This is a genomic window from Paracnuella aquatica (assembly GCF_003332885.2).
GTDB classification, from domain to species: domain Bacteria; phylum Bacteroidota; class Bacteroidia; order Chitinophagales; family Chitinophagaceae; genus Flavisolibacter; species Flavisolibacter aquaticus.
This window is the reverse complement of sequence record NZ_QOWJ01000019.1, coordinates 14,500-36,841: the sequence shown is the minus strand read 5'-3', so window position 1 is coordinate 36,841 and position 22,342 is coordinate 14,500. Positions and strand designations below refer to the sequence as shown.

Genomic DNA, 22,342 nt, shown 5'->3' with positions numbered 1-22,342 from the left:
GAAGGGCTTTAGTGCCGGTCTTGGCAGAGTTCAATGAGTACGCCGTTGGTATCTTTGGGGTGCACAAAACAAACCAGCTTGCCGTCGGCGCCGGGCTTGGGCACTTCATTAAGCAGTGTAAAACCTTCTGCTTTCAGCCGAGCCATTTCGGCTTCAATGTCGGCTACCGCAAATGCAATATGGTGCATGCCTTCGCCGCGTTTTTCAATGAACCGGCTGATCACGCCGTCGGGCCGCGTTGATTCCAGCAGTTCGATCTTCGATTCGCCTTTTTGAAAAAAAGCAGTCGCCACATTTTCTGTGGTTACTTCTTCAGTTTTATAACAAGGTGTGTTCAACAGTTTTTCGAAAAGGGGGACGGATTGTTGCAGCGACTTTACGGCGATACCAATATGCTCAACTTTTAACATGTGCATTTGTTTAGGAGAATGGTAAATTTACAGTCATAGATAGTTTCTATAAGCATAGATTGCCGTATAATGGGTAATTTTGCACTCTGAAACGAATACCTATAATCTTTAATTTTTATGCTGCAACGTCCTATTTACCTCGACCATAATGCCACCACGCCCTGCGACCCGCGGGTAGTGGAAGCAATGATCCCATATTTTACCGAAGCTTTCGGTAATGCGGCCAGCCGCAACCACCCCTTTGGCTGGAAGGCTGAAGAAGCTGTGGATTATGCCCGTGAGCAGGTAGCCAAACTGATCAACGCCGATCCTAAAGAGATCATCTTTACGTCCGGCGCTACCGAAGGCGATAACCTGGCCCTGAAAGGCGTTTTTGAAATGTATGCTTCCAAAGGCAACCACATCATTACCTGCAACTTTGAGCACAAAGCCGTGCTGGATACCTGCAAGCACCTCGAAAAAGAAGGCGCTGAGGTAACTTACCTCGAAGTAAATGATAAAGGCCTCATCACTCCTGAGCAGGTGGAAGCGGCTATTAGGCCCAACACCATCCTCATTGCGCTGATGTATGCCAACAACGAAATTGGCACCGTGCTGCCCATCCGCGAGATTGGCGCCATTGCCAAAAAACACGGCGTGCTGCTGTTTTCCGATGCAGTGCAGGCAGTAGGCAAAATCCCTGTGGACGTTAAAGCCGACGGCATTGACCTGATGGCATTTACCGCACACAAAATGTACGGTCCTAAAGGCGTTGGTGCACTGTATGTGCGCCGCAAAGGCCCCCGCGTAAAAGTTACCGCCCAGATGGACGGTGGCGGTCACGAACGTGGCATGCGCAGCGGTACCCTCAACGTGCCGGGTATTGTAGGTTTTGGTAAAGCCTGCGAACTGGCCATGAACGAAATGCAGCAAGATGCAGAGCGCCTGAGCAAGCTGCGCGATAAATTGGAAAACGCCCTGCTGCAACTGGAAGAAGCTTATGTAAACGGCGACCCAGCACACCGTTTGCCCCATGTTTCCAATGTTTCGTTTAAATACGTGGAAGGTGAAGGCCTGATGATGGGCTTTAATAAAGACATCGCACTTTCATCCGGTTCGGCTTGTACCTCGGCTTCGCTGGAGCCTTCTTATGTGCTGAAAGCACTGGGTCTGGGCGACGATCTGGCACACAGTTCGCTCCGTTTTGGACTGGGCCGCTACACCACCGAAGAGCAAATCGATTACACCATCGACGCCGTTTCGAAAACCGTGTTGAAGCTGCGTGAAATGAGCCCGCTTTGGGAAATGTACAAAGAGGGCATCGATATGAATTCGATCGAGTGGGCGCACCATTAAGGAATTTGAAAAGTGTTCAATTTGAAAATTTGAAAATGGTTTTTCAGATTGAACCCATCCCAATAAAGACAGCACCATTTTCAAATTAACCAATCTTCAAATTTTCAAATTAGCATACTATGGCTTACTCCGACAAGGTTTTAGACCATTACAATAACCCCAAGAATGTGGGTACGCTTGATAAAAGCAAAAACAACGTAGGCACCGGCCTGGTGGGTGCACCTGAGTGCGGCGACGTAATGCGCCTGCAAATTGAAGTGGACGACGTTACCGGCGTGATCAAAGACGCTAAGTTCAAAACATTTGGCTGCGGTTCGGCTATTGCTTCTTCCTCGCTGGCAACAGAGTGGCTGAAAGGCAAATCCATCGACGAAGCCGTGAAGATCGACAACATGGTGCTGGTGGAAGAACTGAACCTGCCGCCTGTGAAAATTCACTGTTCGGTACTGGCCGAAGACGCCATCAAAGCAGCCATCAACGACTACCGCAAAAAGAACGGACTGGAAGAGCTGCAGTTTGAAGAAAGTGTAGTACACTAAAATAGCCATTAGCTGTTAGCCGTTAGCTTTTTTAAGTTGATGGCTAATAGCTAAAAGCCAACAGCTAAAAGCTAATAATATGGTAGCAACAGATAATGCCATTTTCGTAAGCGATAAGGCAAAGGAAAAAGTACAGCAGTTGATGAACGACGCCGGCATTGCAGGCGACACCTCTTATTTTCTGCGGGTAAGCGTAGTAGGCGGCGGTTGCTCGGGCCTGAGCTACAAGCTCGATTTCGACAACGAATCGAAACCGATGGATCAGGTGTTTGAAGACAACGGCGTAAAAGTGGTCACCGACCTGAAAAGCTTTTTGTACCTCGTGAATACGGAACTGAAGTTTTCGGACGGTCTCAATGGCAAAGGCTTTTATTTTGAAAACCCCAACGCCAGCCGCACCTGCGGTTGCGGTGATAGCTTCGCCGTTTAACCGGTGATGTGTAAGATTTGAAATGATTTTTGTGATGGGCGTACTTGTAAAATAGGACGCTGAGATAAAAACAAAACCCCGCTTTACTGCGGGGTTTTGTTTTTATAGAAAAATTGGTGAAAAGCATTGCTGCTGCTACATTTTACAACATTCTAAAAAACACATTTGCACTTAAACAACAACGCAACAAACAGCTGCGCATAACCCCCACCGTCACTTCTTTCCTACCTTTTATCTTTGTGCTCCTTCCTGTCTTTGTGTCTTCGTGGCTCAAAAAAGCAGTCAAGCTTCCAACTTTAGCGTTCTGACTCCCAACTATGGCCTATTTTGCAACCACATCTTATATCCCACTAATAACCCGGATTTGCACACATGTGGTCTATTTGTAAAAAAGAATTCAGCCAGTTTTTCAGCTCCCTCACGGGTTACATCGCCATTGTGGTGTTCCTGCTCATCAACGGGCTGGTGCTGTTTGTTTTTCGCAACAATATATTGGACAGCGGCTTTGCCACGCTGGACGAGTTTTTTTCCTTCGCTCCCTGGGTCATGCTGTTCCTCACGGCGGCCATTACCATGCGGTCGTTTGCCGATGAATTTCGCGGCGGCACGTTTGAAGTGCTGCGTACTCGCCCACTTACAGCATGGCAACTGGTGTTGGGCAAATTCTTCGGATCCTTTGCCGTAGCCGTTATTGCGCTGCTGCCTACGCTGGTATACTTTGTTTCCATCAACAACTTGGCAGCCACCACGGGCATCGACGCCGGCGCTGCAGCGGGCTCTTATTTAGGACTGCTATTTCTCACTGCTGTATTTACTGCCATTGGCATTGCCGTTTCTTCGTTTACGCCCAACGCGGTTATTGCATTCATCATCAGCCTGGTGGTGATGGTGCTGTTTTATTTTGGATTCGAAGCGCTGAGCCAGCTATCCATTTTCGAGAACGGCGCCGATTATTATATCGAAATGCTGGGCATCCGGTTTCATTACCAAAGCATCAGCCGCGGCGTTATTGATACCCGCGACCTTGTTTACTTCATCAGCCTGGTGCTGTTCTTTTTACTCATCACCCGTCAAAACCTGCAGCAACGATAGCCATGTTAGGAATTTTTGCAAAAAAACGGGCCGCGTGGCTCTTGCTCATTGTAGGGTTGTTTTTGGTAAATGGATTGGCTTCGCTGGTGCATTACCGCGCCGACCTTACCGCTGAAAAACGCTACTCGCTGAGCGAGCCCACCAAAAAATTATTGGGCGGCCTCGACAGCACCGTGCAGATCGATGTGCTGCTGGAAGGTGGCGACCTGCCCGCCGTGGTGCGCCGCTTTCGCAATGCCATTGGCGAATTTCTTTTTGAAGCAAGGCAATACGGCGGCAGCAATTTGCAGGTGCGTTTTATAAACCCTTATGCCGATGCAGCCGACACGGCAGCTACCCGCCGGCTCGAAGATTCGCTGCAGTTGTATTACGGCCTCAATGCCGTGCTGTTTAATGCACCGGAAAAAGTAGGCGATGAACTGGAAGTAAAAAAACTGATTCACGGCGCTGTGGTGCGCCAGGGCGACCGTGCCATTGGTGTGGACTTTTTAAAAGGTGCCCGCTCGTTTGGCACCGAGGCAGAACAACTGGCAGCACTGTATAATAATGTGGAAGCTTCGCTGGAGTACAATTTTGCTTCGGCCATAGAAAAAGTATCGGCCGCAAAAAGGCCTTTTGTTGGCTATGCCATGGGCCACGGCGAAGGCTGGGGCTATAATGTAGATGATGCGGTGCGTACCCTGTTGGACAACTACGATTTTGATACCGTGAACCTGAAACAGGTGCCGTATATACCCAAGCAACTGGATGCGCTTGTGGTACTGAAACCCACCCAGCCTTTTTCCGATGGGGAAAAGCTCAAGATCGACCAATATGTAATGAACGGCGGAAAGGTGTTTTGGATGATCGACAACATGTACGCCGAGTTTGACTCCTTGTATAAAACCGGCGGCTTTGTGGCGTTTGATCGTGGGCTAAATTTGGAAGACCTGCTGTTTAATTACGGCGTCCGCATCAACCAATCTTTATTACAGGACATGCAGGCCGACCAACTGCCGCAAGTGAGCGGCGAAGGCGAGGGCCAACAGCGCCGCCTGGTTACCTGGCCGTTTTTTCCCATTCTCAATGGCTCGGAGCATCCCATTTCCAAAAACCTCGATGGTGTTCGCAGCATGTTTCCCACCACGCTGGATACGGTAGCGGCCTCTGGCATTCAAAAAACATTTTTACTCAGTTCCTCTGCCAATGCACGGGTGCTGCAGGCACCGGCCCGCATCGACTTTGAGTTTTTGCAAATTGCCCCCGACGAAAAGTTGTTTACCCAAAAGAATGTGCCGGTAGCAGCCCTGCTCGAAGGCGATTTCCGATCCCTGTACACCGGGCGGGTGCCCAAAGCCGTGGCCGACTCGTTTGCGGCAGCAGGCCAGCCGGTTAAATATAAAGTGGGCGGGCAAAACAAAATGATTGTGGTGGCTGATGGCGACGTTGCCCTGAACCAGTACAGCGAGTTTTCGGGGCCGCTGCCCATGGGCCGCAACCTGTTTACCCAATATACTTTTGCCAACAAGGACTTTTTCCTCAACAGCCTGGAGTACTTGGTAAACCCTTCCGATATTTTGCAATCCCGCGCCAAAGAGTACACCCTTCGGCTGCTCGATCCGCGGGCCGTAAAAGAGCAGCGGGTTAAATGGCAGGCCATCAATGTGGCCCTGCCCGTGGTGCTCATTGTGCTGTTTGGCGCCGTGTACCAGCAGTGGCGCCGAAGGAAATACGCGAAGTAAGTTGATAGTTGACAGTTGGTAGTTGATAGTAAATACAACCTTCTTCTGTCAACTACCAACTGTCAACTGCCAACTCCTCACTCATCCCTTACCTTTGCTCGTTTAAGAAACACCGACATATGACACCGGATCAGATAACGTATTTGGTTTTTGGAATAGTTGTAGTGATTGCCCTCATATTTGATCTGGGTCTTTTCTCTAAAAAAGATACAGAAGTAACGCTGCGCACCGCCTTGTACCAATCCCTGTTCTGGGTAGGTTTGGCGCTGGCTTTTTTTGCGTTCATGTGGTGGATTGAAGGCTCCAAGGCGGCACTGGAATACCTCAGTGCTTACCTCATGGAAAAAAGCCTGAGCATCGACAACATCTTTGTCTTTATCCTTATTTTTTCCTTCTTTAAAATCCGCACCGATCATATATCCCGGGCGCTGCTCATTGGCGTGCTCATGGCCATTGTGTTCCGCATCATCTTTATTTATGTGGGCGTGGTGCTGGTAGAGCGGTTTGAGTGGATTCTGTACATTTTTGGTGCGTTCCTGGTGTACACTGGTTTCAAGATTTTTACTGCCAACCAGGAAGCAGAATTTGATCCGGCAGCCAGCCCCGTGTATAAATTCCTGAATCGTTTTTTTCCCATCATTCATGAAGATGTAGGCGGCAAGCTGACGGTAAAGCGCAACGGCAAAAGATATTACACCAACATGTTCCTGGTGATTGTAATGCTGGCCACTACCGACCTCGTGTTTGCGGTGGACAGCATACCCGCCGTGTTTGCCATCGTAACCGAATCGCACAACAAAGAATTGATCATTTACACCAGCAATATTTTTGCGGTGCTGGGGTTGCGGGCCTTGTTCTTTTTGCTGCGCGGCGTGGTCAACAAGTTCGATTACCTGCAGCAGGGCATTGCCATTGTACTCATCTTCATTGGCCTGAAAATGCTGGTGGCCTTCTTCGACATCCATATTCCTATTTACGTGTCGCTGATATTCATCGTGGTTTGTCTTGCCGGTTCAATTTTTTACTCTATTTACCACAAACGCAAAGGCGTGCCTGCCGATGTGGAAGATGGCACCCTGTAAATAATTTGAAGATTTGAAAATGTGGTAATGAAGGGAAGGGTTGTAAAGGGTGATTTACAAACTGCCTTTAGGCAATCATAATTCATCATTTCCTAACCCGCCACTTTTTCCACTGCACTGTAACCCATTTTCAAATTTTCAAATTGTAAAATTTTCAAATTCTTCATGCCCTACACCGCCGCCCAGATCGCCCAGTTGATTGCGCCCTACGCGGAGCTGCCCCAACCTGCACTGGTAGTGCGGCAATTGCTCACCGACAGCCGCCACCTGGTGCAGGCCGATGAAACCCTGTTTTTTGCGCTGCCCGGTCCGCGCCGCAGCGGCGACTCTTTTATCGCTGATTTGTACGAACTCGGTGTCCGCAATTTTGTGGTGCAGGATGCGGCCATTGCTGCATCACTGCAAGATGCCAACGTACTAATAGTGCCTGATGCGTTGGCCGCTTTACAACAACTGGCTGCACATCACCGCCAGCAATTTTCCTTCCCGGTTATTGGCATTACGGGCAGCAATGGTAAAACCATAGTAAAAGAATGGCTGTACCAATTGCTGCAGGAAAATTTTGCCATTGTACGCAGCCCGCGCAGCTACAACTCGCAGGTGGGCGTGCCGCTTAGTGTGTGGCAAATGAGCGAACAACATACGCTGGGCCTTTTTGAAGCAGGCATTTCGCAGCGGGGCGAAATGCAGCGGTTGGCGGCTATCATTCAACCCACCATTGGGGTATTTACCAACCTGGGCGAAGCGCACAGCGCCGGATTTAGCAGCAATGCCGACAAGGCCGCTGAAAAATCGCTGCTGTTCCGGGAGGCGGACGTGGTTATTTGCCAGGAAAAGTATGCACCGCTTTTTGCGGGCAAAAACCTGCTGGTGTGGGGCAGCAGCGCCGATAGCCAGTTGCAGGTTTCGGGCATTAAAAAAGAAAGCACTACATCCGTGCTGCACCTGCAGGCCGCAGGGCAAACGCTGGAAATAACCATTCCATTTACCGACGAAGCTTCTGTTGAAAATGCAATTACCTGCTGCGCTGTGTTGATGTATTTGCAAAAAAACCTGGAGCTGTATAAAGACCGTTTTGCAACCCTGCAGGCAGTGGATATGCGCCTGCATCTTTTTGAAGGCATCAACGGCTGTAACATCATCAACGACAGCTACAGCGCCGATCTTACTTCCCTTTCCATTGCGCTTAATTTTTTAAAACAACAACAAACCGGCCAGCCACGCACCGTTATCCTGTCGGATTTTGTGGAAAGCAAAAAAGCTGACGAGCGGCTGTACCAGGACATTGCCAAAGCCCTCCGCCGCAGCGGTGTGCACAAGCTGGTGGGCATTGGCGAACACATCAGCGAGCAATTGCCCCAACTGCTCGACGAACAAATTACCCCAAGCTTTTACCCCACCACCGAAGAAGCACTGCGCCATTTTCGCACTTCGCAGTTCAGCAACGAGCTGGTGCTCATCAAAGGTGCCCGTCGTTTTGGCTTTGAACGCATTGCCCGCCTCTTTGAACAAAAAGTGCATCAAACGGTGCTGCAAATCAACCTCAACGCCATGGTGCACAACCTAAAGCAGCACCAGCGCCTGCTGCAACGTGGCACTAGGCTGATGGCTATGGTCAAGGCCTTTTCGTACGGCAGCGGCGGCGCTGAAATTGCCTCTGTACTGCAGGCCAACAGCGTTGATTACCTGGGCGTGGCCTATACCGATGAAGGCGTGGAACTACGCCGCGAAGGCATTTCATTGCCCATCATGGTCATCAACGCCGATGCTTCGTCGTTTGATGCGCTGGTGGATTACAACCTGCAACCCGTTATTTATTCCGAAGACCTGCTGCAGCGTTTTGGCCAGTACATTGCGGCGCAGGGCCTCAGCATGTGGCCCGTGCACCTGGAAGTGGAAACCGGCATGAACCGCCTGGGTTTTGCCGTAGGCCAAATGACTGCCGTGGCCGAAAAGATTGCTGCCGAAGGATTGCTGAAAATAGAATCGGTATTCAGCCACCTGGCCGCCAGCGAAGATCCTGCGCAGGATGCGTACACGCTGCAGCAAGCCCACTTGCTGCAGGAGGCCGTTGACATTTTGCAGCAACATATTGCTTATCCTTTCATCCGGCATATTGCCAACTCCGCCGCCATTTTGCGCCACCCGCAATTGCAGCTCGATATGGTGCGCCTGGGCATTGGATTGTATGGCGTGGAAACCGCTGCCACTGCGCTGGAACTTCAGCCCGTGGCTACGCTCCGCTCCACCATTGCGCAACTCAAAACCCTGCAGCCCGGTGAAACGGTGAGTTACAACCGCCGCGGCGTGATCGACCATCCCACCACCATTGCCACGGTGCGTATTGGCTATGCCGATGGTTATGCCCGCCACCTGGGCAACGGCGTGGGCAAAATGTGGGTGCAGGGCCGGCTGGCGCCTGTAGTAGGCACCGTTTGTATGGACATGACGATGATCGACGTAACCGGCATCGGCGGCGTGCAGGAAGGCGACGAAGTAATTGTATTTGGCCCCGCCCTGCCCGTGCAGCAGGTGGCCGCCTGGGCCAGCACCATTCCCTACGAAGTAATGACCTCCATTTCGCAGCGGGTAAAGCGGGTGTATTTCCAGGAGTGATTGCTGTACTATTGATGGTAGGAATACCGTCGAATGTTTGGGAAAGCTTCCATCTCTTGAAGAGATGAAGCTTTTTTATGTAGCCAGCTTTTGTAATGTTATTAGGCTCCTGTTGCGTCGCACACTTGTACGTTCTGTATCGCTATTGGGCTTTCACATGCACCTGTAGTAAACTGTTTCCTTTTATTAGCTGTCATGCCGAACTTGTTTCGGCATGACAGACACTAACGACAAGAAGAGACCTACATCGTCGGTGAGAAATACACTTTACCCGCCAATCATACTTTTCGCCCTTGTCATCCTGAGCGCAGCGAAGGATCTGAGTTTACACCAGCGCAAACATAGAATTGAAAGGTAGCCGGCTATTTCTACAACATAGCGAGCTTATACAACACTCAGATGCTTCGCTGCGCTCAGCATGACAAGCAGAGAGCCGACTTTTATGGAAATAGGATTAAAAGCAAATAACTACGCTACTTGAGTTTTGCTTTCACATAAAAAGGAGAGAAGTAAAACTCAATGTATAAAAAACGTAATAATACCCACCAGTATCAACACTGCACCGCTGATTCGTTTTTCATTGTGTTCAATAAAATGCGCATTGAGCAGGTTGGTGCCTTTCACGCCCAGGTTTACCAGCAATAAAATGCCGGTGATGCTGACAATGGCATAGATCACACTCAGTGCCACCACCAGCCCCATGCCGTAAGCGCCTGCCGAAAGAAAAAGACTTTCTACTTCCAGGCAGGGCGAAAGAAACATCATCACGATGAAAATAAGGATCCACCTGCGTTTGCTGCGTTTAAATGCCGACACATCTTCCTGGCTGCTGTGGTGGTGGTGCGGCAGGTTTACCGTAAAATATATCAGCCCGAATACGATCAGCAATACTGCTGCTGCCACATTGATCACTTCGCCATATTCTTCCTGCAATTCTTTACCAATAAAACCCAGCACCAGTCCAAGCGCCACCGTACCGAGCACATGCGCTAGCGCAGCCAGCAAAGTAACGGTGTTGGTTTCGCGGCGGCTCCACCGTTCGGCACGGGCCACAGCCACCAGCGGCAGCCAGTGGTTGGGAATCAGTGCATGGACAAAAGCTAACAAAACAGTACCGGCAACAACAGTAAACATTAGCGGGGAGAACAATTAATTAGGTGGCAAAGAGAAAGAATATCGAACAGATGAACAAGGAATATCGAACCGACGAAGGAAGTAGCGAATGATGAATGATGAATTATGAATTTGGAAGAAACAATCTAATAATTAATAATTCATAATCAATAATTCATCAGTCCAATGTTCATTGGCTTTATAGCCAATTATCGAAGCAGCAACTCACAAGGCTTCAAACCCGTGTGTTTTTTAAAAGCGGTGGAAAAATGCGAGATGGAAGAGTAGCCCAGCATCATCGACACTTCGGTTACGCTCAATCCTTTTTCGTAGAGCAGGTATTTGGCATGTTCCATCCGCTGGTTTTGATAAAAATCAAAAATGGTGGTGCCAAACATTTCCTTGAAGCCTTTTTTCAGGTAGCATTCGTTCATAGCCACCTTGCGGCTAAGTTCTTTAATGGTAATGGGCTCACCAATATGCTCCAGCAGCACTTCGCGGGCCTTTTGTATTTTATCGCGGTCGGCTTCATTGGCCAAAAACTTACAGGCAATGATGTCGATTTCTTTTTCGCCCAGCATGCAATCCATGCTGTACAGCAGCAGCATCTGGGTTTGCGCATTTACAAAAATATTTTCCAGCGTATCGCTGTAGTTGTGGTTCAGCAGGCCTTCCAGCACCAAGCGCATGCGGTTGCACAGGGGCACCAGTTGAGAGAATGAAACGGCATGTGTAAAAGTGAGCACATCATCGGCCAGTGTAGCGGGCTCGGTGGTGCGGGGTTTTACAAACTGCGTAAGCACCGTTGGCGTAAATGAAAACTGGAGCAGGTCTACGGTTTCAAACTTTTCGTTGCAATTGGTACTTTGGTGCGCCTTGCAGGCACATTTGGCTTGTGCATCGCGGCAATACATATTGCCACTCACACAAAAACGCAGCTCCAGCTTGTTGTCGCCGGCGCCGTTTTTCGTCACCTGGTATTGCAGCATGCCCGTGTCTTCGGCCATCCAGCCCTGCGGCTTTACATAGCGCCGAATGGAATATTGCACCGATTCAGGGATCAAACGGCCGGATTCCTGCACCAGCAGTCCGGCCATTTCGGGGCCTTCGGTGATCCATTTAAATGTGCTGAGAACAGGTTGCATGGCCTGCAAAAATACGGAAGGGAGGGTGATAAACCGGTGTTTTAACATTCATAGAAAAGTAAAAATAACCGGTGAAGGGTATGATTTGAAAGGATGGAAATGATGGGTGGCTGCGTGTGGGTAGTTGCTTCCTTGGTGGGTAAATGCAAATGCACTTGATGAAAAATTCAGTTTAATGGTAAATATGAAATTGGATTTTAAATTGTCGTGATAATAAAAAGCAGCACCAATCAAAAGCTGAATCGGCTGATGTACTTCCACGTTTATTTCCTGAAACATGTTTTATATATTAAGCCGAAACTTCAATAAAACCTCAACGTCAGGCCCCAAACAAAACTGCCACGGCAAATGCTAATCATACGAATCATTCTTAATCCTTCAAATCTCTGGTCCCGGTTTCCTACTTTCGCGCCATGCAATTGCAGATTAACACCAACGGTGAGTTTCAGCACACCCTTGCTGCCAACATCTCCATCAACGGCGTAGGCATACACAGCGGCCACACAGTAGAAATGACGCTCAAGCCCGCCGAACCCAATACCGGTATTTATTTTCAGCGTGTGGACCTGCCCGGAAGCCCTTCCGTAAAGGCCGATGTAGACAATGTAGTGGACACCACCCGCAGCACCACCATCGAGGCCAATGGCGCCCGGGTATCTACCATCGAGCACCTGATGGCCGCCCTGGTAGGCTGTGGCGTAGACAATGCGGTAGTTGAGATCAATGCCCCCGAAGTGCCCATCCTCGATGGCTCGGCGGCGCCTTTTGTGGAAGCTATCCTTGCCGTGGGCACCCGCCAGCAGGATGCGCCAAAAGTGTGGTACACCCTGCAGCACAATATTTCATTTGTAGATGAAGGCAAGAAAGTGGAAATGGTGGCCCTGCCATACCACGAGTACCGCATCAATACCCTTATCGACTTCAACTCGCCGGTGCTGGGCACCCAGCATGCGGCCATCACCAACCTCGACCAGTTTGCACAGGACATAGCGCCCTGCCGCACTTTTTCGTTCTTCCACGAGCTGGAATACCTGCTCGATCACAACCTGATCAAAGGCGGCGACATCAACAACGCCATCGTGGTGGTGGACCGCCCCGTAACCGAAGAGCAGGTGCAGCGCATTTCCAAAGTATTTAAAAAAGAAAATGTGCGGGTGGCCGAAGGCGGCATCCTCAACAACCTCGACCTGCGCTTTCCGAACGAACCCGCCCGCCACAAACTGCTCGATGTAATTGGCGACCTGGCACTGGTAGGTGTTCCGTTCAAAGCCCACATCATTGCCAACCGGCCGGGGCATTCGTCGAACGTGGCATTTGCCAAAAAAATAAAAGAGCACATCAAGAAAAATAAGAACAAGCAGTCCATACCGGTGTACAACCCCAACATGCCGCCGGTGATGGATGTGCATGCCATTGAAAAAAAACTGCCCCATCGCTACCCGTTTTTGCTGGTAGATAAGATCATTGAGCTCACCGAAAAGCACGTGGTTTCTATTAAAAACGTGACGTACAACGAGCCTTTTTTCCAGGGCCATTTTCCGGGCAACTGCGTGATGCCCGGCGTATTGCTGGTAGAAGCGCTGGCGCAAACCGGCGGCCTGCTCACCATCCCCGACGATCCGGAGAACGATTACGATACTTATTTCCTGAAAATCGACAACTGCAAGTTCAAAAACAAAGTAGTGCCCGGCGATACCCTCATTTTGAAGATGGAGCTGATGAACCCGGTGCGTCGTGGCATTTGTGAAATGAAAGGAACTATTTTTGTCGGCGAAAAGCTAGTTGCAGAAGCCGACATGGTTGCTCAAATAGTAAAGAAACCCAAAGTTAAAGTATGATCTCTCCTCTGGCTTCTGTGCATCCGGGTGCAAAACTGGGCAACAATGTAACCATCGAACCCTTCGCCGTTATCCACGACAACGTGGTGATTGGCGATGGTACCCATATCATGTCGCATGCAGTGATCATGCAGTTTAGCCGCATTGGCAAAGAGTGCCGCATTTTTCCCGGCGCCGTAATTGGTGCCATTCCGCAGGACCTGAAGTTTGTGGGCGAAGAAACCACTGCCGAAATTGGCGACTACACCACCATCCGCGAATGTGTGACCATCAACCGGGGCACAAAAGATAAATGGAAAACCGTAGTGGGCAGCCATTGCCTGCTGATGGCTTATGCGCATGTGGCCCACGATTGTGTGCTGGGCGATCATGTGATCCTGGCCAACTCGGTGCAGCTTGCCGGCCACGTAGAGGTGGGCGATTATGCCATCATCAGCGGCCTGGCTGGTGCCAACCAGTTTACCCGCATTGGCGCCCACACTTATATTGCGGGTCACACCGTTGTGCGTAAAGATGTGCCGCCGTTTGTAAAAGCAGGCCGCGAGCCCATGAGCTATGCCGGTGTAAACGTAGTGGGCCTGCAGCGCCGCGGGTACACGCCGGAGCAGATTGCCGCCATTTCGCAGATCTACCACATCCTGTTTGTGCAGGGCCACCCCACATCGGTGGCGGTGCAGCTGGCCGAAGAGCAGGTGCCCGACGGCGATATGAAATCGGTTATTCTTGATTTTGTAAAATCATCTTCCATCGGCATCATCAAACGCTTTTCCAAAAACGCGGAGGATGCATATTAAACTGTCCGGTGCGGGCAAACGCTTTAACCGCGAATGGATTTTTCGTAAAGTAAGCCTGGAGTTGCACTCCGGGCATTCTTATGCCATTACCGGTCCCAACGGCTCGGGCAAAAGCACGCTGCTGCAAAGCATTGGCGGCATGCTGCACCTCAGCGAAGGCAAAGTGGATTACCTATTAAATGACCAACCCATTGCCGCCGATGCCACCCACCAGCACGTTTCCATTTGCGCCCCTTACCTTGATGTGATTGAAGAAATGACGCTGCTGGAATTTTTCCGCTTTCACTTTTCATTCAAGCCATTTTTGCCCGGCCTCGATGTGGCGCAGGCCGTCGAACTTATTGGGTTAAAAGCCGCACAGCACAAGCAGATTCGTTATTACTCCTCGGGCATGAAGCAGCGGGTAAAACTGGCACAGGCCATTTTTTGCAATGCCGCCATTGTGCTGCTCGATGAGCCCACTTCCAACCTCGACAAGCAGGGCATTGACCTATACCATCAACTGGTGACGCAGTTTTGCACCGACCGCCTGGTGGTGGTTAGTTCCAACGACCCGGTGGAGTACAGCTTTTGCCAAACTGTACTCGAAGTAGCGCATTGGAAGGTGGTTTAAATTTTCCGCTCCTGTAATTTCCAATTGTTCCTTTTTGCCGCCTGCTATTTTTGCTCCAAACCAAAGCAACGGGTGCACATGCAATCTTTTTCCAACCAAAACCATACGCTGCTAATTTTTGCCCAACGCAAGGCCATATCCGTTGGCGCCGGTGTCTTTTGCTTTTTATCACTCATTTTGGGCAGTTGTAAAAAAGAGCATGTGTTGGCGCCGCCCGAAATCATCATAACCCATAGCCCCGAAACAATTCCGGTTTTGTCGCCTGTCCATTTTACGTTTGATGCAAAAGCAGAAGCAGGACTGGCGGTAATAGAAATCAGGCACGTGCTGCAAAATGCGGTAATCAGCAAGGGGACTGATTTTAAAACGGCAACCTTTGATCACGTGGAATTCAGCCACAGTACCGGTTTCGAGTCAATTAACCAGCACCTGCAATACGCCATCACTGTTCGGGATAAACAAAACCGAAGTGCATCCAAAACGATCGCCATTAAAGTGGCCAACTCCGCGGTGGATGTGGCGGTGTCGGATGGGCAACAGGCAGTAACTTCTTTGCCAGTGAATAAAAAAACAACTGTGCATGTTGCCGCAACCAGTACCTCTTCCTTGTTTTTACTGTCGGTAACCAGGCTTTCAAAAAACAGCGAACCCGAATTTGTTTATTTCAAAAACAACATCCAGCTTCAATCGCCCGACCTGCTCAAAAGAGAATTTGGAACCACTTTGGAACTGGCCCCCGACAGCAACACCACCGCTTTCCGTTTTGATGTGGAGGACAATGCAGGGGTAAAAAAATCGCTGGTTATTCCGGTTCAATAATGTTGTTTTCGGTTCGACATTTTACTGCAGCGTAGAACATTGCGCCAACAATCAAGCTTACGAACACCGCGGCAAAGTTTGCCCGGAAGGGTGCTTTGGAAACCACAAAAGTTTTTTGCACCCGGTGCACAGCTTTTTCTCTGCCATTTGCCGCCGAGGGGGTAAATTTACCGGGACATGCAAACGAGACCGCTTTCTTCCGGCCCTTCAGGGATACAACTTTCCCTTTCCTTTATTTGTTGCAATTTTTTTCACGCATTATATCTAAACCAAATTTCCCCGAGTAGATGAATTATTTAAAGCCCATTGTATGTGCGGGTTTAGTGCTTGCTGTATCCGGCTGTGCCACAGTCAAAAAAAGCAAGCAGGCACCCACTACAACCAAAGCAACCCTTCCACCCGCCGGCACGCCATCGGCCAGTGCCACCGGCAGCAGCAGTGGCAGCACGCCATCGCGGCCTTCCAGCGGCCCCAAAAGTTTCCGTTCCTTTTTTGACGCGGCAAAACTGCGTACCCAAAAAGGCCTCATCACCACGCATTGGCAGGACGACAAATATTATTTTGAGATCCCCGACAGCCTGATGAACAAAGACCTGCTCACTGTAACCCGCTTTGTGCGGATGACGGCAGGCGCACCGGTGTATGGCGGCGAAATGACCAACCAGAACGTGCTGCGTTTTGAGCGTGGACCGGAAAACAAAGTGTTCATTCGTTCGGTGCTCAACGTGGTTTCTTCGCCGGACAGCACCAAGCCTATTTACCAGGCGGTGCGCAACTCCAGCCTCGATCCCATTGCTGCTGCGTTCGACATCAAAGCATTCAATGGCGATACAACCGGTGTGGTGATTGACGTGACCGACTTTTTTAAAGGCGACAACCAGATCGTTTCCCTCAACCCACGTTCCAAGCGCCAACTGGGTCTTTCCAGCATTGCTATGGACCGCTCTTATGTGGAAACCATCCGCAGCTTTCAAAACAATACCGAGGTACGTACGGTAAAAACATTCAATGCTACCCCGGCATCGCCCATGGGTGCAGGCGGCCCCGGCCCCAGCACCTCGCTGCCCGCTGCAAACACTGCAGGTGTGGTAACTATTGAAATCAATACCTCCATCATCCGCCTGCCGGAACTGCGCCACAAACGCCGCTTCTTTGATCCGCGTGTAGGCTATTTTGCCGACCAGATCTCTGAATTTACCGACACATCGCAGCGTGCTAATCGCGAAACATACATTGTACGGTGGCGCCTGGAGCCTAAGCCTGAAGATGTAGAAAAATACAAGCGTGGCGAACTGGTTGAACCCAGGAAGCCGATCGTTTATTACATCGATCCCGCAACGCCTGAAAAGTGGAAGCCATACATCATCCAAGGCATCAACGACTGGCAGGTGGCTTTCGAAAAAGCAGGTTTTAAAAATGCCGTGATTGGTAAAGAATGGCCTGGCGACAGCAGCATGGTGCTTGAGTCGGCTTCCTATTCTTCAGTGCGTTACCTGGCTTCGGACATCCCGAATGCTTATGGCCCCAACGTACACGATCCCCGCACCGGCGAGATTTTGGAAAGCCATATTGGCTGGTACCACAACGTAATGAAGCTGTTGCAAAACTGGTATTTTGTACAAACGGCAGCCGTTGACCCCGGTGCCCGCAAAATGCGCTTTGATGATGCGCTGATGGGCGACCTGATCCGCTTTGTATCGTCGCATGAAGTAGGCCACACGCTGGGCCTGCGCCACAACATGGGAAGCAGCAGCAAAACGCCTGTAGAAAAACTGCGCGATAAAGAGTGGGTGGAAAAACATGGCCACACCGCTTCGATCATGGACTATGCCCGCTTTAACTATGTGGCACAACCGGAAGATGGCATTGGCCGCAATGGCTTGTACCCCCGCATTGGCGAATACGACCTGTGGGCAATTGAATGGGGCTATCGCTGGACCGATAAAAGCGAAGAAGAAGACCGCAAAGAAGGCAACCGCATGATTGTGGACCGCCTGTCGAAAAACCCACGCCTGTGGTTTGGCGGCGAAGGCTTTGGCAACGACCCCCGTGCACAAACCGAAGACCTGGGCGACAACGCCATGAAGGCCAGCGAGTATGGTGTAAAGAACCTGAAATACATCACAAAGAACCTGCCTGAGTGGACCAAAGAAGAAGGCGACCGCTACCAGAACCTGGATGAAATTTTCGGCCAGGTGATTGGTCAGTTTAACCGCTATGCCAACCACGTAATGCGCAACATTGGTGGCGTTCAGGAAACATTCAAAAGCGTTGAAGAATCGGGCAATGTGTACGAGCCTACACCAAAGGCGGTGCAGAAAGAAGCCGTTAGCTGGCTGAACCGCCAGGTTTTTGCAACACCAACCTGGATGCTCGATCGCAACATTCTGGATAAAATAGCCGACCCGACGGAAAACCGCGTCAGCACGTTGCAAAGCGGTGCGCTGAACAACCTGCTGGCTTCGTCGCGCCTTACCCGCATGCTCGAATCATCGAACCGCTACGGCAACCGCACCTACAGCGTGCTGGAGCTGCTGGCCGATGTAAAGAACGGCGTGTGGCAGGAACTGCGCAGCGGCCGTGCAGCCGACATGTACCGCCGCAATTTGCAGAAGGCATATGTTGATCGCATGATTGCACTGATGCCAACAGCGGCACAGCCATCAATGGGCATCACCATCAGCATTGGTGGTGGCGGCGGCTTGGTAAACACCAAGAATACCGACCTGCCTTCCATTGCACGTGGACACCTGACGGAACTGAAAGCCGAAATTGATGCAGCCGCCAGAAGAACCGGCGACCGCATGACGAAATACCATTACCAGGACCTGGCCCAGCGCATTAGCCTGGCACTGGAACCTAAATAAGTATTGGACTTGTTTTTTGAAAAAGCCCCGCAGTGATGCGGGGCTTTTTTGTGTAAAAAACTGAGTGTTTATCGTATTGAAAATGCAGTGGGCAAAAGATTGGTGCTTGCATTATTACAATCAATGTTTTTGACGACACATCATCTTTGGGTTAGCAAGCGGTGTATATTGGGATGCGAAATGCTGCGCCTGTATCATGCAGCTTTTCGCCTTCAAAATAATCTTCCATTCAACAAAGAATGCCAGTTAAAAATTCCCGCTTCCTGCTGCTGATTGTATTGTTGTGTACGCTTGATGCAAAGGGTCAGAAGACTGATATCATGATCTTAGGCTCGGATCATTTAGTACAGCTATACAACAGCAACCAACCCGGTACTGATGTTTTAATACCGCAAAGGCAAAAAGAAATCGGGGCATTCGTTGCATCGGTTATGCAGTATAAACCCGACCTGATCATGGTGGAAGTGCTGCCTGAAGAACAAGGGAAGATCGATAGCTTGTACGCGTTGTATGTTGCCAATAAAATAAAACTGGAAGACCTGCAGGACGGTAGGAGCGAAGTGTACCAATTGGCCTTTCGAATGGGTAAGCAATTGGGCCTGTCAAAAATCCATTGTGTAAATGCACCCGGCGGAACATCGCAGGGAATTTTAGACAATGGAGAAAACATTCATCTGTATAAAGAAGAAGGGTTGGCCTTAAGAGCAATGGTGATGGAGAAAAAGCAGGCTTTGCAGGAAAATAAGTTGTCGTTGCAAGATTATTTACGGTTTATCAATCAACCTGGTACTTACAATAAAGTTTATCGTTTGCGATACATGACGCCTGCAAGGGTAACGAATGGTACTTTTAAAAATCCTGATGCGATGGTGGATACAGCTTTCATCAACCCAAAATATATCGGGGCGGAACTGATTTCCGTTTTCAAAAACAGGGACTATAAAATTTACTCAAACATTGTTACTATGCAGATGCGCACAAAGGCTAAAAGGGCATTGTTGATCATCGGTGCAGCTCACATTGGTTCGCTGAAAAGTATATTTCGCGATGATGCCGATTTTAATTTAGCGGACACACAGGTTTATCTCGGAAAAAAATAATAAATACAACATCACCATGATCAAATTTGCATACACCATACTGTACGTTGCAGATGTAGATAAGTCCATTGCATTTTACGAAACAGCTTTTGGCTTTGCCAGGAAATTCATATCACCCGATGGCGACTATGGCGAGTTGCAGGTGGGCGAAACAACACTTTCTTTTGCATCGGTTTCGCTGGCACAATCCAACTTAAAAGGTGGTTTCAGGCAAAGCAGTTTATCAGAGCAGCCATTTGGCATTGAGATCGGTTTTGCAACACTGGATGTAGCCGCAACTATCGCACAAGCGGTGGCCGCCGGAGCAGCATTGTTGGAGCCACCCAAAACAAAACCATGGGGACAAACAGTGGCTTACGTAAGGGACCCTGATGGTTTTCTTATTGAAATTTGTACACCGGTAGGTTAACACTTTTGGCTGCCTGTTGCATGATGCAAAAGCCTTTGTAGAAGCAAGTAATCCAGATAACAACAATAGTCCCAATCCAGTTCAGTATGTTTCGGTTTAAATACATCGGCTTTATAATTTTTGCGGTAATAATTGCGGGCTGTTCCAATCAAAAGCCGGTTGAGTTCCAAGCAAAAGAAGTGTACCAAAGCGGTGATTTGATCGTTACCCAAATCGCTGAAAATTCCTTCCAGCATACATCGTTTAAACAAACGAATGACTTTGGAAATGTGCCATGTAACGGGCTTGTTGTGCGCCATGATGGCGAAGCCATCGTGTTTGATACACCCACAAACGATACCGTTGCAACCTCGTTGATCCAATGGATCAATGACAGCTTGAAGTGTAAGATCAATGCTGTTATTCCAACGCATTTTCATGATGATTGCTTAGGCGGGTTACAGGCATTTACGGTAGCAGGCATTCCATCTTATGCCAATAATAAAACCATTGCACTTGCCAGGGCAAACAATTTTGCTGTGCCGCAACATGGCTTTGATGATTCGCTTTTGCTTAAAGTGGGCAGCGCCAACATCGTGGCGAAATTTTTTGGCGAAGGCCACACTGCCGACAATATTGTTGGTTATTTCCCGGCCGACCGGGTGCTGTTTGGCGGATGCCTTATAAAAGAATTGAATGCAGGAAAGGGATACTTAGGAGATGCAAAAGTGGAGCGTTGGTCGAACACAGTACAGAAGGTAAAAGCTGCATATCCCGATGTGCGGATTGTAGTACCCGGTCATGGCAATTATGGCAATAGCGAACTGCTCGATTTTACGATGCAGCTATTCAAGGATCAATAAGAACAGCATTTGCCGGTGCTGATCCATTTATCAAAGCCTTTCCATCCTATACCAAAAACAGCCGTAACTGCAGAGCATCATTTGGTACCTTACTTGTATAACCAAGTGTGAGTATTAACCACTAAACTTTTGGTTATGAAATACGCTTTGATATTGCTGATGATGAGCCTGGCGGCGTGCTCAAAGGACCTGAGGGAGGATAGCGTAGACGTAAACTTTACCCAGCCGATCAAACCATTGCCCGATACCATACTGATACCCATACCGCCCAACCCGGGGATGCATGGTTGAGCACCAGGAAAAACAGGTATGTAGTGGCAAGGGTTATCGCCTGCTGGCAATCAGCAGGTTCAGGTCGGTGTATTTGATGCCGAAGCGTTCGCTTAAATAAAAATTGGTGAGGGCGCCTTTGAACATATAAATGCCGGAGCGCAGGTGCACATTGTGCCAGATCAGTTTTTCAAAACCGCCTTCGTCGCCGGCTTCCAGCAGCAGCGGCATCAGCACGTTGGAAATGGCCTGCGATGCCGTGCGGGCAAAGCCTGACGGAATATTGGGCACGCAGTAATGAATGACGCCATATTTCAAAAAAATGGGCGATTCATGCGTGGTAATTTCTGAAGTTTCAAAACAGCCGCCGCGGTCGATGCTTACATCAATGATGATGCTGCCTTTGCGCATGCTGCTCACCATTTCCTCGGTTACAACAATTGGTGTGCGGCCAGTTTCGGATGAAAGTGCACCTACAGCCACCTCGCAGGTTTTGAGTTGTTTGGCCAGCATGCGGGGCTCGATTACAGAGGTCCACAGGCGTTGGCCAATATTATTTTGCAGGCGTTTTAATTTATACACGCTGTTATCAAACACCTTTACCGAAGCACCCAGTGCCAGTGCCGCACGGGCCGCATATTCGCCCACAATGCCCGCACCGAGAATGATGACTTTGGTTGGCGCAATGCCCGAAATGCCGCCCAATAAAACGCCTTTTCCATGATTGGCAGAAGAAAGATATTGCGCTGCGATCAGCATCACCGCGGAGCCTGCAATTTCGCTCATGCCACGTACAATGGGAAAATTGCCGCTGTCGTCTTTGAGGTTTTCAAACGAAATGGCCGTGATGCGTTTCTCCATCATTTTCTGGAGCAACTCCGATTTCAGCACACTCAGGTGAATGGGCGAAACGATCATCTGGTTCAACTGCAGCAGCGGCAGGTCTTCTTCAATAACCGGGGCGCTTTTTACCAGGATGGGCGCTTTAAACACCTCTTCCCGTTCGTACACGATTCTGGCGCCGGCCTCGCTGTAGTCGCGGTCCGAAAAATGACAGGCCTCGCCGGCATTGTGCTCGATGGTTACCTGGTGGCCGTTGCTCACCAGCACGCTTACCGCATCGGGGGTAAGCGCAATGCGGTTTTCCTGGAAAGCAATTTCTTTGGGAATGCCGATGTGTAGCTGAGCACCCTTGGGTTTTATATCCAGGGTTTCTTCAAGCGTTTCATAAGAAAATGAAGTGCTGATTAATGGTTTCTGCTGCGACATGGGAGCCGGGACTCTATTTTGAGTGCCCAAAATACGAA

At 49.6% G+C, this 22,342-nt stretch carries 20 protein-coding genes; 16 read left to right on the top strand and 4 right to left on the bottom strand.

Annotated features, from left to right (window positions below; translation table 11 throughout):
- Positions 1 to 8: 8 nt before the first annotated feature.
- Positions 9 to 410 (bottom strand): methylmalonyl-CoA epimerase, encoded by a 402-nt coding sequence (gene mce, locus DRJ53_RS19720; RefSeq protein ID WP_114237411.1) that lies wholly within the window; start codon positions 408 to 410, stop codon positions 9 to 11.
- A 117-nt stretch (positions 411 to 527) separates the two neighbouring features.
- Here mce and DRJ53_RS19715 point away from each other — a divergent pair, with 117 nt between their 5' ends.
- The 7 genes from DRJ53_RS19715 to DRJ53_RS19680 all read left to right on the top strand — a co-directional run bounded on the left by DRJ53_RS19715 (position 528) and on the right by DRJ53_RS19680 (position 9,225).
- Positions 528 to 1,745 carry an IscS subfamily cysteine desulfurase gene (locus DRJ53_RS19715; protein WP_277749284.1) on the top strand — a complete coding sequence of 406 codons (1,218 nt, stop codon included), beginning with the start codon at positions 528 to 530 and terminating at the stop codon, positions 1,743 to 1,745.
- A 119-nt stretch (positions 1,746 to 1,864) separates the two neighbouring features.
- The gene (gene iscU / locus DRJ53_RS19710; RefSeq protein WP_114237392.1) at positions 1,865 to 2,284 is read left to right on the top strand and encodes a Fe-S cluster assembly scaffold IscU; all 420 of its coding nucleotides are present in this window, start codon (positions 1,865 to 1,867) and stop codon (positions 2,282 to 2,284) included.
- 79 nt (positions 2,285 to 2,363) lie between these two features.
- The gene (locus DRJ53_RS19705) at positions 2,364 to 2,714 is read left to right on the top strand and encodes a HesB/IscA family protein (RefSeq protein WP_114237391.1); all 351 of its coding nucleotides are present in this window, start codon (positions 2,364 to 2,366) and stop codon (positions 2,712 to 2,714) included.
- Between the two features lie 372 nt (positions 2,715 to 3,086).
- Positions 3,087 to 3,806 (top strand): ABC transporter permease subunit, encoded by a 720-nt coding sequence (locus DRJ53_RS19695; protein ID WP_114237389.1) that lies wholly within the window; start codon positions 3,087 to 3,089, stop codon positions 3,804 to 3,806.
- 2 nt (positions 3,807 to 3,808) lie between these two features.
- A complete protein-coding gene (gene gldG / locus DRJ53_RS19690) occupies positions 3,809 to 5,527 on the top strand; it encodes a gliding motility-associated ABC transporter substrate-binding protein GldG (protein WP_114237388.1) in 1,719 nt (572 codons plus the stop codon).
- A gap of 119 nt (positions 5,528 to 5,646) precedes the next feature.
- The gene (locus tag DRJ53_RS19685; protein WP_114237387.1) at positions 5,647 to 6,609 is read left to right on the top strand and encodes a TerC/Alx family metal homeostasis membrane protein; all 963 of its coding nucleotides are present in this window, start codon (positions 5,647 to 5,649) and stop codon (positions 6,607 to 6,609) included.
- Positions 6,610 to 6,774: 165 nt separating this feature from the next.
- Positions 6,775 to 9,225 carry a bifunctional UDP-N-acetylmuramoyl-tripeptide:D-alanyl-D-alanine ligase/alanine racemase gene (locus DRJ53_RS19680; protein WP_114237386.1) on the top strand — a complete coding sequence of 817 codons (2,451 nt, stop codon included), beginning with the start codon at positions 6,775 to 6,777 and terminating at the stop codon, positions 9,223 to 9,225.
- 516 nt (positions 9,226 to 9,741) lie between these two features.
- Here the strand turns inward: DRJ53_RS19680 and DRJ53_RS19675 are convergent.
- A complete protein-coding gene (locus tag DRJ53_RS19675) occupies positions 9,742 to 10,359 on the bottom strand; it encodes a hypothetical protein (RefSeq protein WP_114237385.1) in 618 nt (205 codons plus the stop codon).
- A 188-nt stretch (positions 10,360 to 10,547) separates the two neighbouring features.
- The gene (locus DRJ53_RS19670; RefSeq protein WP_114237409.1) at positions 10,548 to 11,483 is read right to left on the bottom strand and encodes a helix-turn-helix domain-containing protein; all 936 of its coding nucleotides are present in this window, start codon (positions 11,481 to 11,483) and stop codon (positions 10,548 to 10,550) included.
- A gap of 413 nt (positions 11,484 to 11,896) precedes the next feature.
- Between DRJ53_RS19670 and DRJ53_RS19660 the strand changes: the two genes are divergently transcribed.
- The 9 genes from DRJ53_RS19660 to DRJ53_RS21375 all read left to right on the top strand — a co-directional run bounded on the left by DRJ53_RS19660 (position 11,897) and on the right by DRJ53_RS21375 (position 21,056).
- Entirely contained in the window at positions 11,897 to 13,321 is a 1,425-nt protein-coding gene (locus DRJ53_RS19660; RefSeq protein WP_114237383.1) for a bifunctional UDP-3-O-[3-hydroxymyristoyl] N-acetylglucosamine deacetylase/3-hydroxyacyl-ACP dehydratase, read from the top strand.
- A complete protein-coding gene (gene lpxA, locus DRJ53_RS19655) occupies positions 13,318 to 14,115 on the top strand; it encodes an acyl-ACP--UDP-N-acetylglucosamine O-acyltransferase (protein WP_114237382.1) in 798 nt (265 codons plus the stop codon). The genes DRJ53_RS19660 and lpxA overlap by 4 nt, the downstream gene beginning before the upstream one ends.
- Positions 14,105 to 14,728: an ABC transporter ATP-binding protein gene (locus DRJ53_RS19650; protein ID WP_114237381.1), complete on the top strand. Its 624-nt coding sequence runs from the start codon at positions 14,105 to 14,107 to the stop codon at positions 14,726 to 14,728. The genes lpxA and DRJ53_RS19650 overlap by 11 nt, the downstream gene beginning before the upstream one ends.
- Positions 14,729 to 14,806: 78 nt before the next feature.
- A complete protein-coding gene (locus tag DRJ53_RS19645) occupies positions 14,807 to 15,547 on the top strand; it encodes a hypothetical protein (RefSeq protein WP_123893716.1) in 741 nt (246 codons plus the stop codon).
- 287 nt (positions 15,548 to 15,834) lie between these two features.
- Positions 15,835 to 18,414, top strand: a complete 2,580-nt coding sequence (locus DRJ53_RS19640; protein WP_114237379.1) for a zinc-dependent metalloprotease — start codon at positions 15,835 to 15,837, stop codon at positions 18,412 to 18,414.
- Between the two features lie 239 nt (positions 18,415 to 18,653).
- Positions 18,654 to 19,514 carry a DUF5694 domain-containing protein gene (locus DRJ53_RS19635; RefSeq protein ID WP_114237378.1) on the top strand — a complete coding sequence of 287 codons (861 nt, stop codon included), beginning with the start codon at positions 18,654 to 18,656 and terminating at the stop codon, positions 19,512 to 19,514.
- A gap of 16 nt (positions 19,515 to 19,530) precedes the next feature.
- Positions 19,531 to 19,923, top strand: a complete 393-nt coding sequence (locus DRJ53_RS19630) for a VOC family protein (protein ID WP_114237377.1) — start codon at positions 19,531 to 19,533, stop codon at positions 19,921 to 19,923.
- An 86-nt stretch (positions 19,924 to 20,009) separates the two neighbouring features.
- The gene (gene bla, locus DRJ53_RS19625) at positions 20,010 to 20,765 is read left to right on the top strand and encodes a subclass B1 metallo-beta-lactamase (RefSeq protein ID WP_114237376.1); all 756 of its coding nucleotides are present in this window, start codon (positions 20,010 to 20,012) and stop codon (positions 20,763 to 20,765) included.
- A gap of 135 nt (positions 20,766 to 20,900) precedes the next feature.
- The gene (locus DRJ53_RS21375; RefSeq protein WP_155523232.1) at positions 20,901 to 21,056 is read left to right on the top strand and encodes a putative periplasmic lipoprotein; all 156 of its coding nucleotides are present in this window, start codon (positions 20,901 to 20,903) and stop codon (positions 21,054 to 21,056) included.
- Between the two features lie 33 nt (positions 21,057 to 21,089).
- Here the strand turns inward: DRJ53_RS21375 and DRJ53_RS19620 are convergent, their stop codons facing one another.
- The gene (locus tag DRJ53_RS19620) at positions 21,090 to 22,304 is read right to left on the bottom strand and encodes an alanine dehydrogenase (RefSeq protein WP_114237375.1); all 1,215 of its coding nucleotides are present in this window, start codon (positions 22,302 to 22,304) and stop codon (positions 21,090 to 21,092) included.
- Positions 22,305 to 22,342 lie beyond the last annotated feature (38 nt).

Bases quoted from the DNA above. Each gene is read 5' to 3' on its own strand.
- mce (WP_114237411.1), bottom strand. From the start codon at position 410: ATGTTAAAAGTTGAGCATATTGGTATCGCCGTAAAGTCGCTGCAACAA.
- DRJ53_RS19715 (WP_277749284.1), top strand. From the start codon at position 528: ATGCTGCAACGTCCTATTTACCTCGACCATAATGCCACCACGCCCTGC.
- iscU (WP_114237392.1), top strand. From the start codon at position 1,865: ATGGCTTACTCCGACAAGGTTTTAGACCATTACAATAACCCCAAGAAT.
- DRJ53_RS19705 (WP_114237391.1), top strand. From the start codon at position 2,364: ATGGTAGCAACAGATAATGCCATTTTCGTAAGCGATAAGGCAAAGGAA.
- DRJ53_RS19695 (WP_114237389.1), top strand. From the start codon at position 3,087: ATGTGGTCTATTTGTAAAAAAGAATTCAGCCAGTTTTTCAGCTCCCTC.
- gldG (WP_114237388.1), top strand. From the start codon at position 3,809: ATGTTAGGAATTTTTGCAAAAAAACGGGCCGCGTGGCTCTTGCTCATT.
- DRJ53_RS19685 (WP_114237387.1), top strand. From the start codon at position 5,647: ATGACACCGGATCAGATAACGTATTTGGTTTTTGGAATAGTTGTAGTG.
- DRJ53_RS19680 (WP_114237386.1), top strand. From the start codon at position 6,775: ATGCCCTACACCGCCGCCCAGATCGCCCAGTTGATTGCGCCCTACGCG.
- DRJ53_RS19675 (WP_114237385.1), bottom strand. From the start codon at position 10,359: ATGTTTACTGTTGTTGCCGGTACTGTTTTGTTAGCTTTTGTCCATGCA.
- DRJ53_RS19670 (WP_114237409.1), bottom strand. From the start codon at position 11,483: ATGCAACCTGTTCTCAGCACATTTAAATGGATCACCGAAGGCCCCGAA.
- DRJ53_RS19660 (WP_114237383.1), top strand. From the start codon at position 11,897: ATGCAATTGCAGATTAACACCAACGGTGAGTTTCAGCACACCCTTGCT.
- lpxA (WP_114237382.1), top strand. From the start codon at position 13,318: ATGATCTCTCCTCTGGCTTCTGTGCATCCGGGTGCAAAACTGGGCAAC.
- DRJ53_RS19650 (WP_114237381.1), top strand. From the start codon at position 14,105: ATGCATATTAAACTGTCCGGTGCGGGCAAACGCTTTAACCGCGAATGG.
- DRJ53_RS19645 (WP_123893716.1), top strand. From the start codon at position 14,807: ATGCAATCTTTTTCCAACCAAAACCATACGCTGCTAATTTTTGCCCAA.
- DRJ53_RS19640 (WP_114237379.1), top strand. From the start codon at position 15,835: ATGAATTATTTAAAGCCCATTGTATGTGCGGGTTTAGTGCTTGCTGTA.
- DRJ53_RS19635 (WP_114237378.1), top strand. From the start codon at position 18,654: ATGCCAGTTAAAAATTCCCGCTTCCTGCTGCTGATTGTATTGTTGTGT.
- DRJ53_RS19630 (WP_114237377.1), top strand. From the start codon at position 19,531: ATGATCAAATTTGCATACACCATACTGTACGTTGCAGATGTAGATAAG.
- bla (WP_114237376.1), top strand. From the start codon at position 20,010: ATGTTTCGGTTTAAATACATCGGCTTTATAATTTTTGCGGTAATAATT.
- DRJ53_RS21375 (WP_155523232.1), top strand. From the start codon at position 20,901: ATGAAATACGCTTTGATATTGCTGATGATGAGCCTGGCGGCGTGCTCA.
- DRJ53_RS19620 (WP_114237375.1), bottom strand. From the start codon at position 22,304: ATGTCGCAGCAGAAACCATTAATCAGCACTTCATTTTCTTATGAAACG.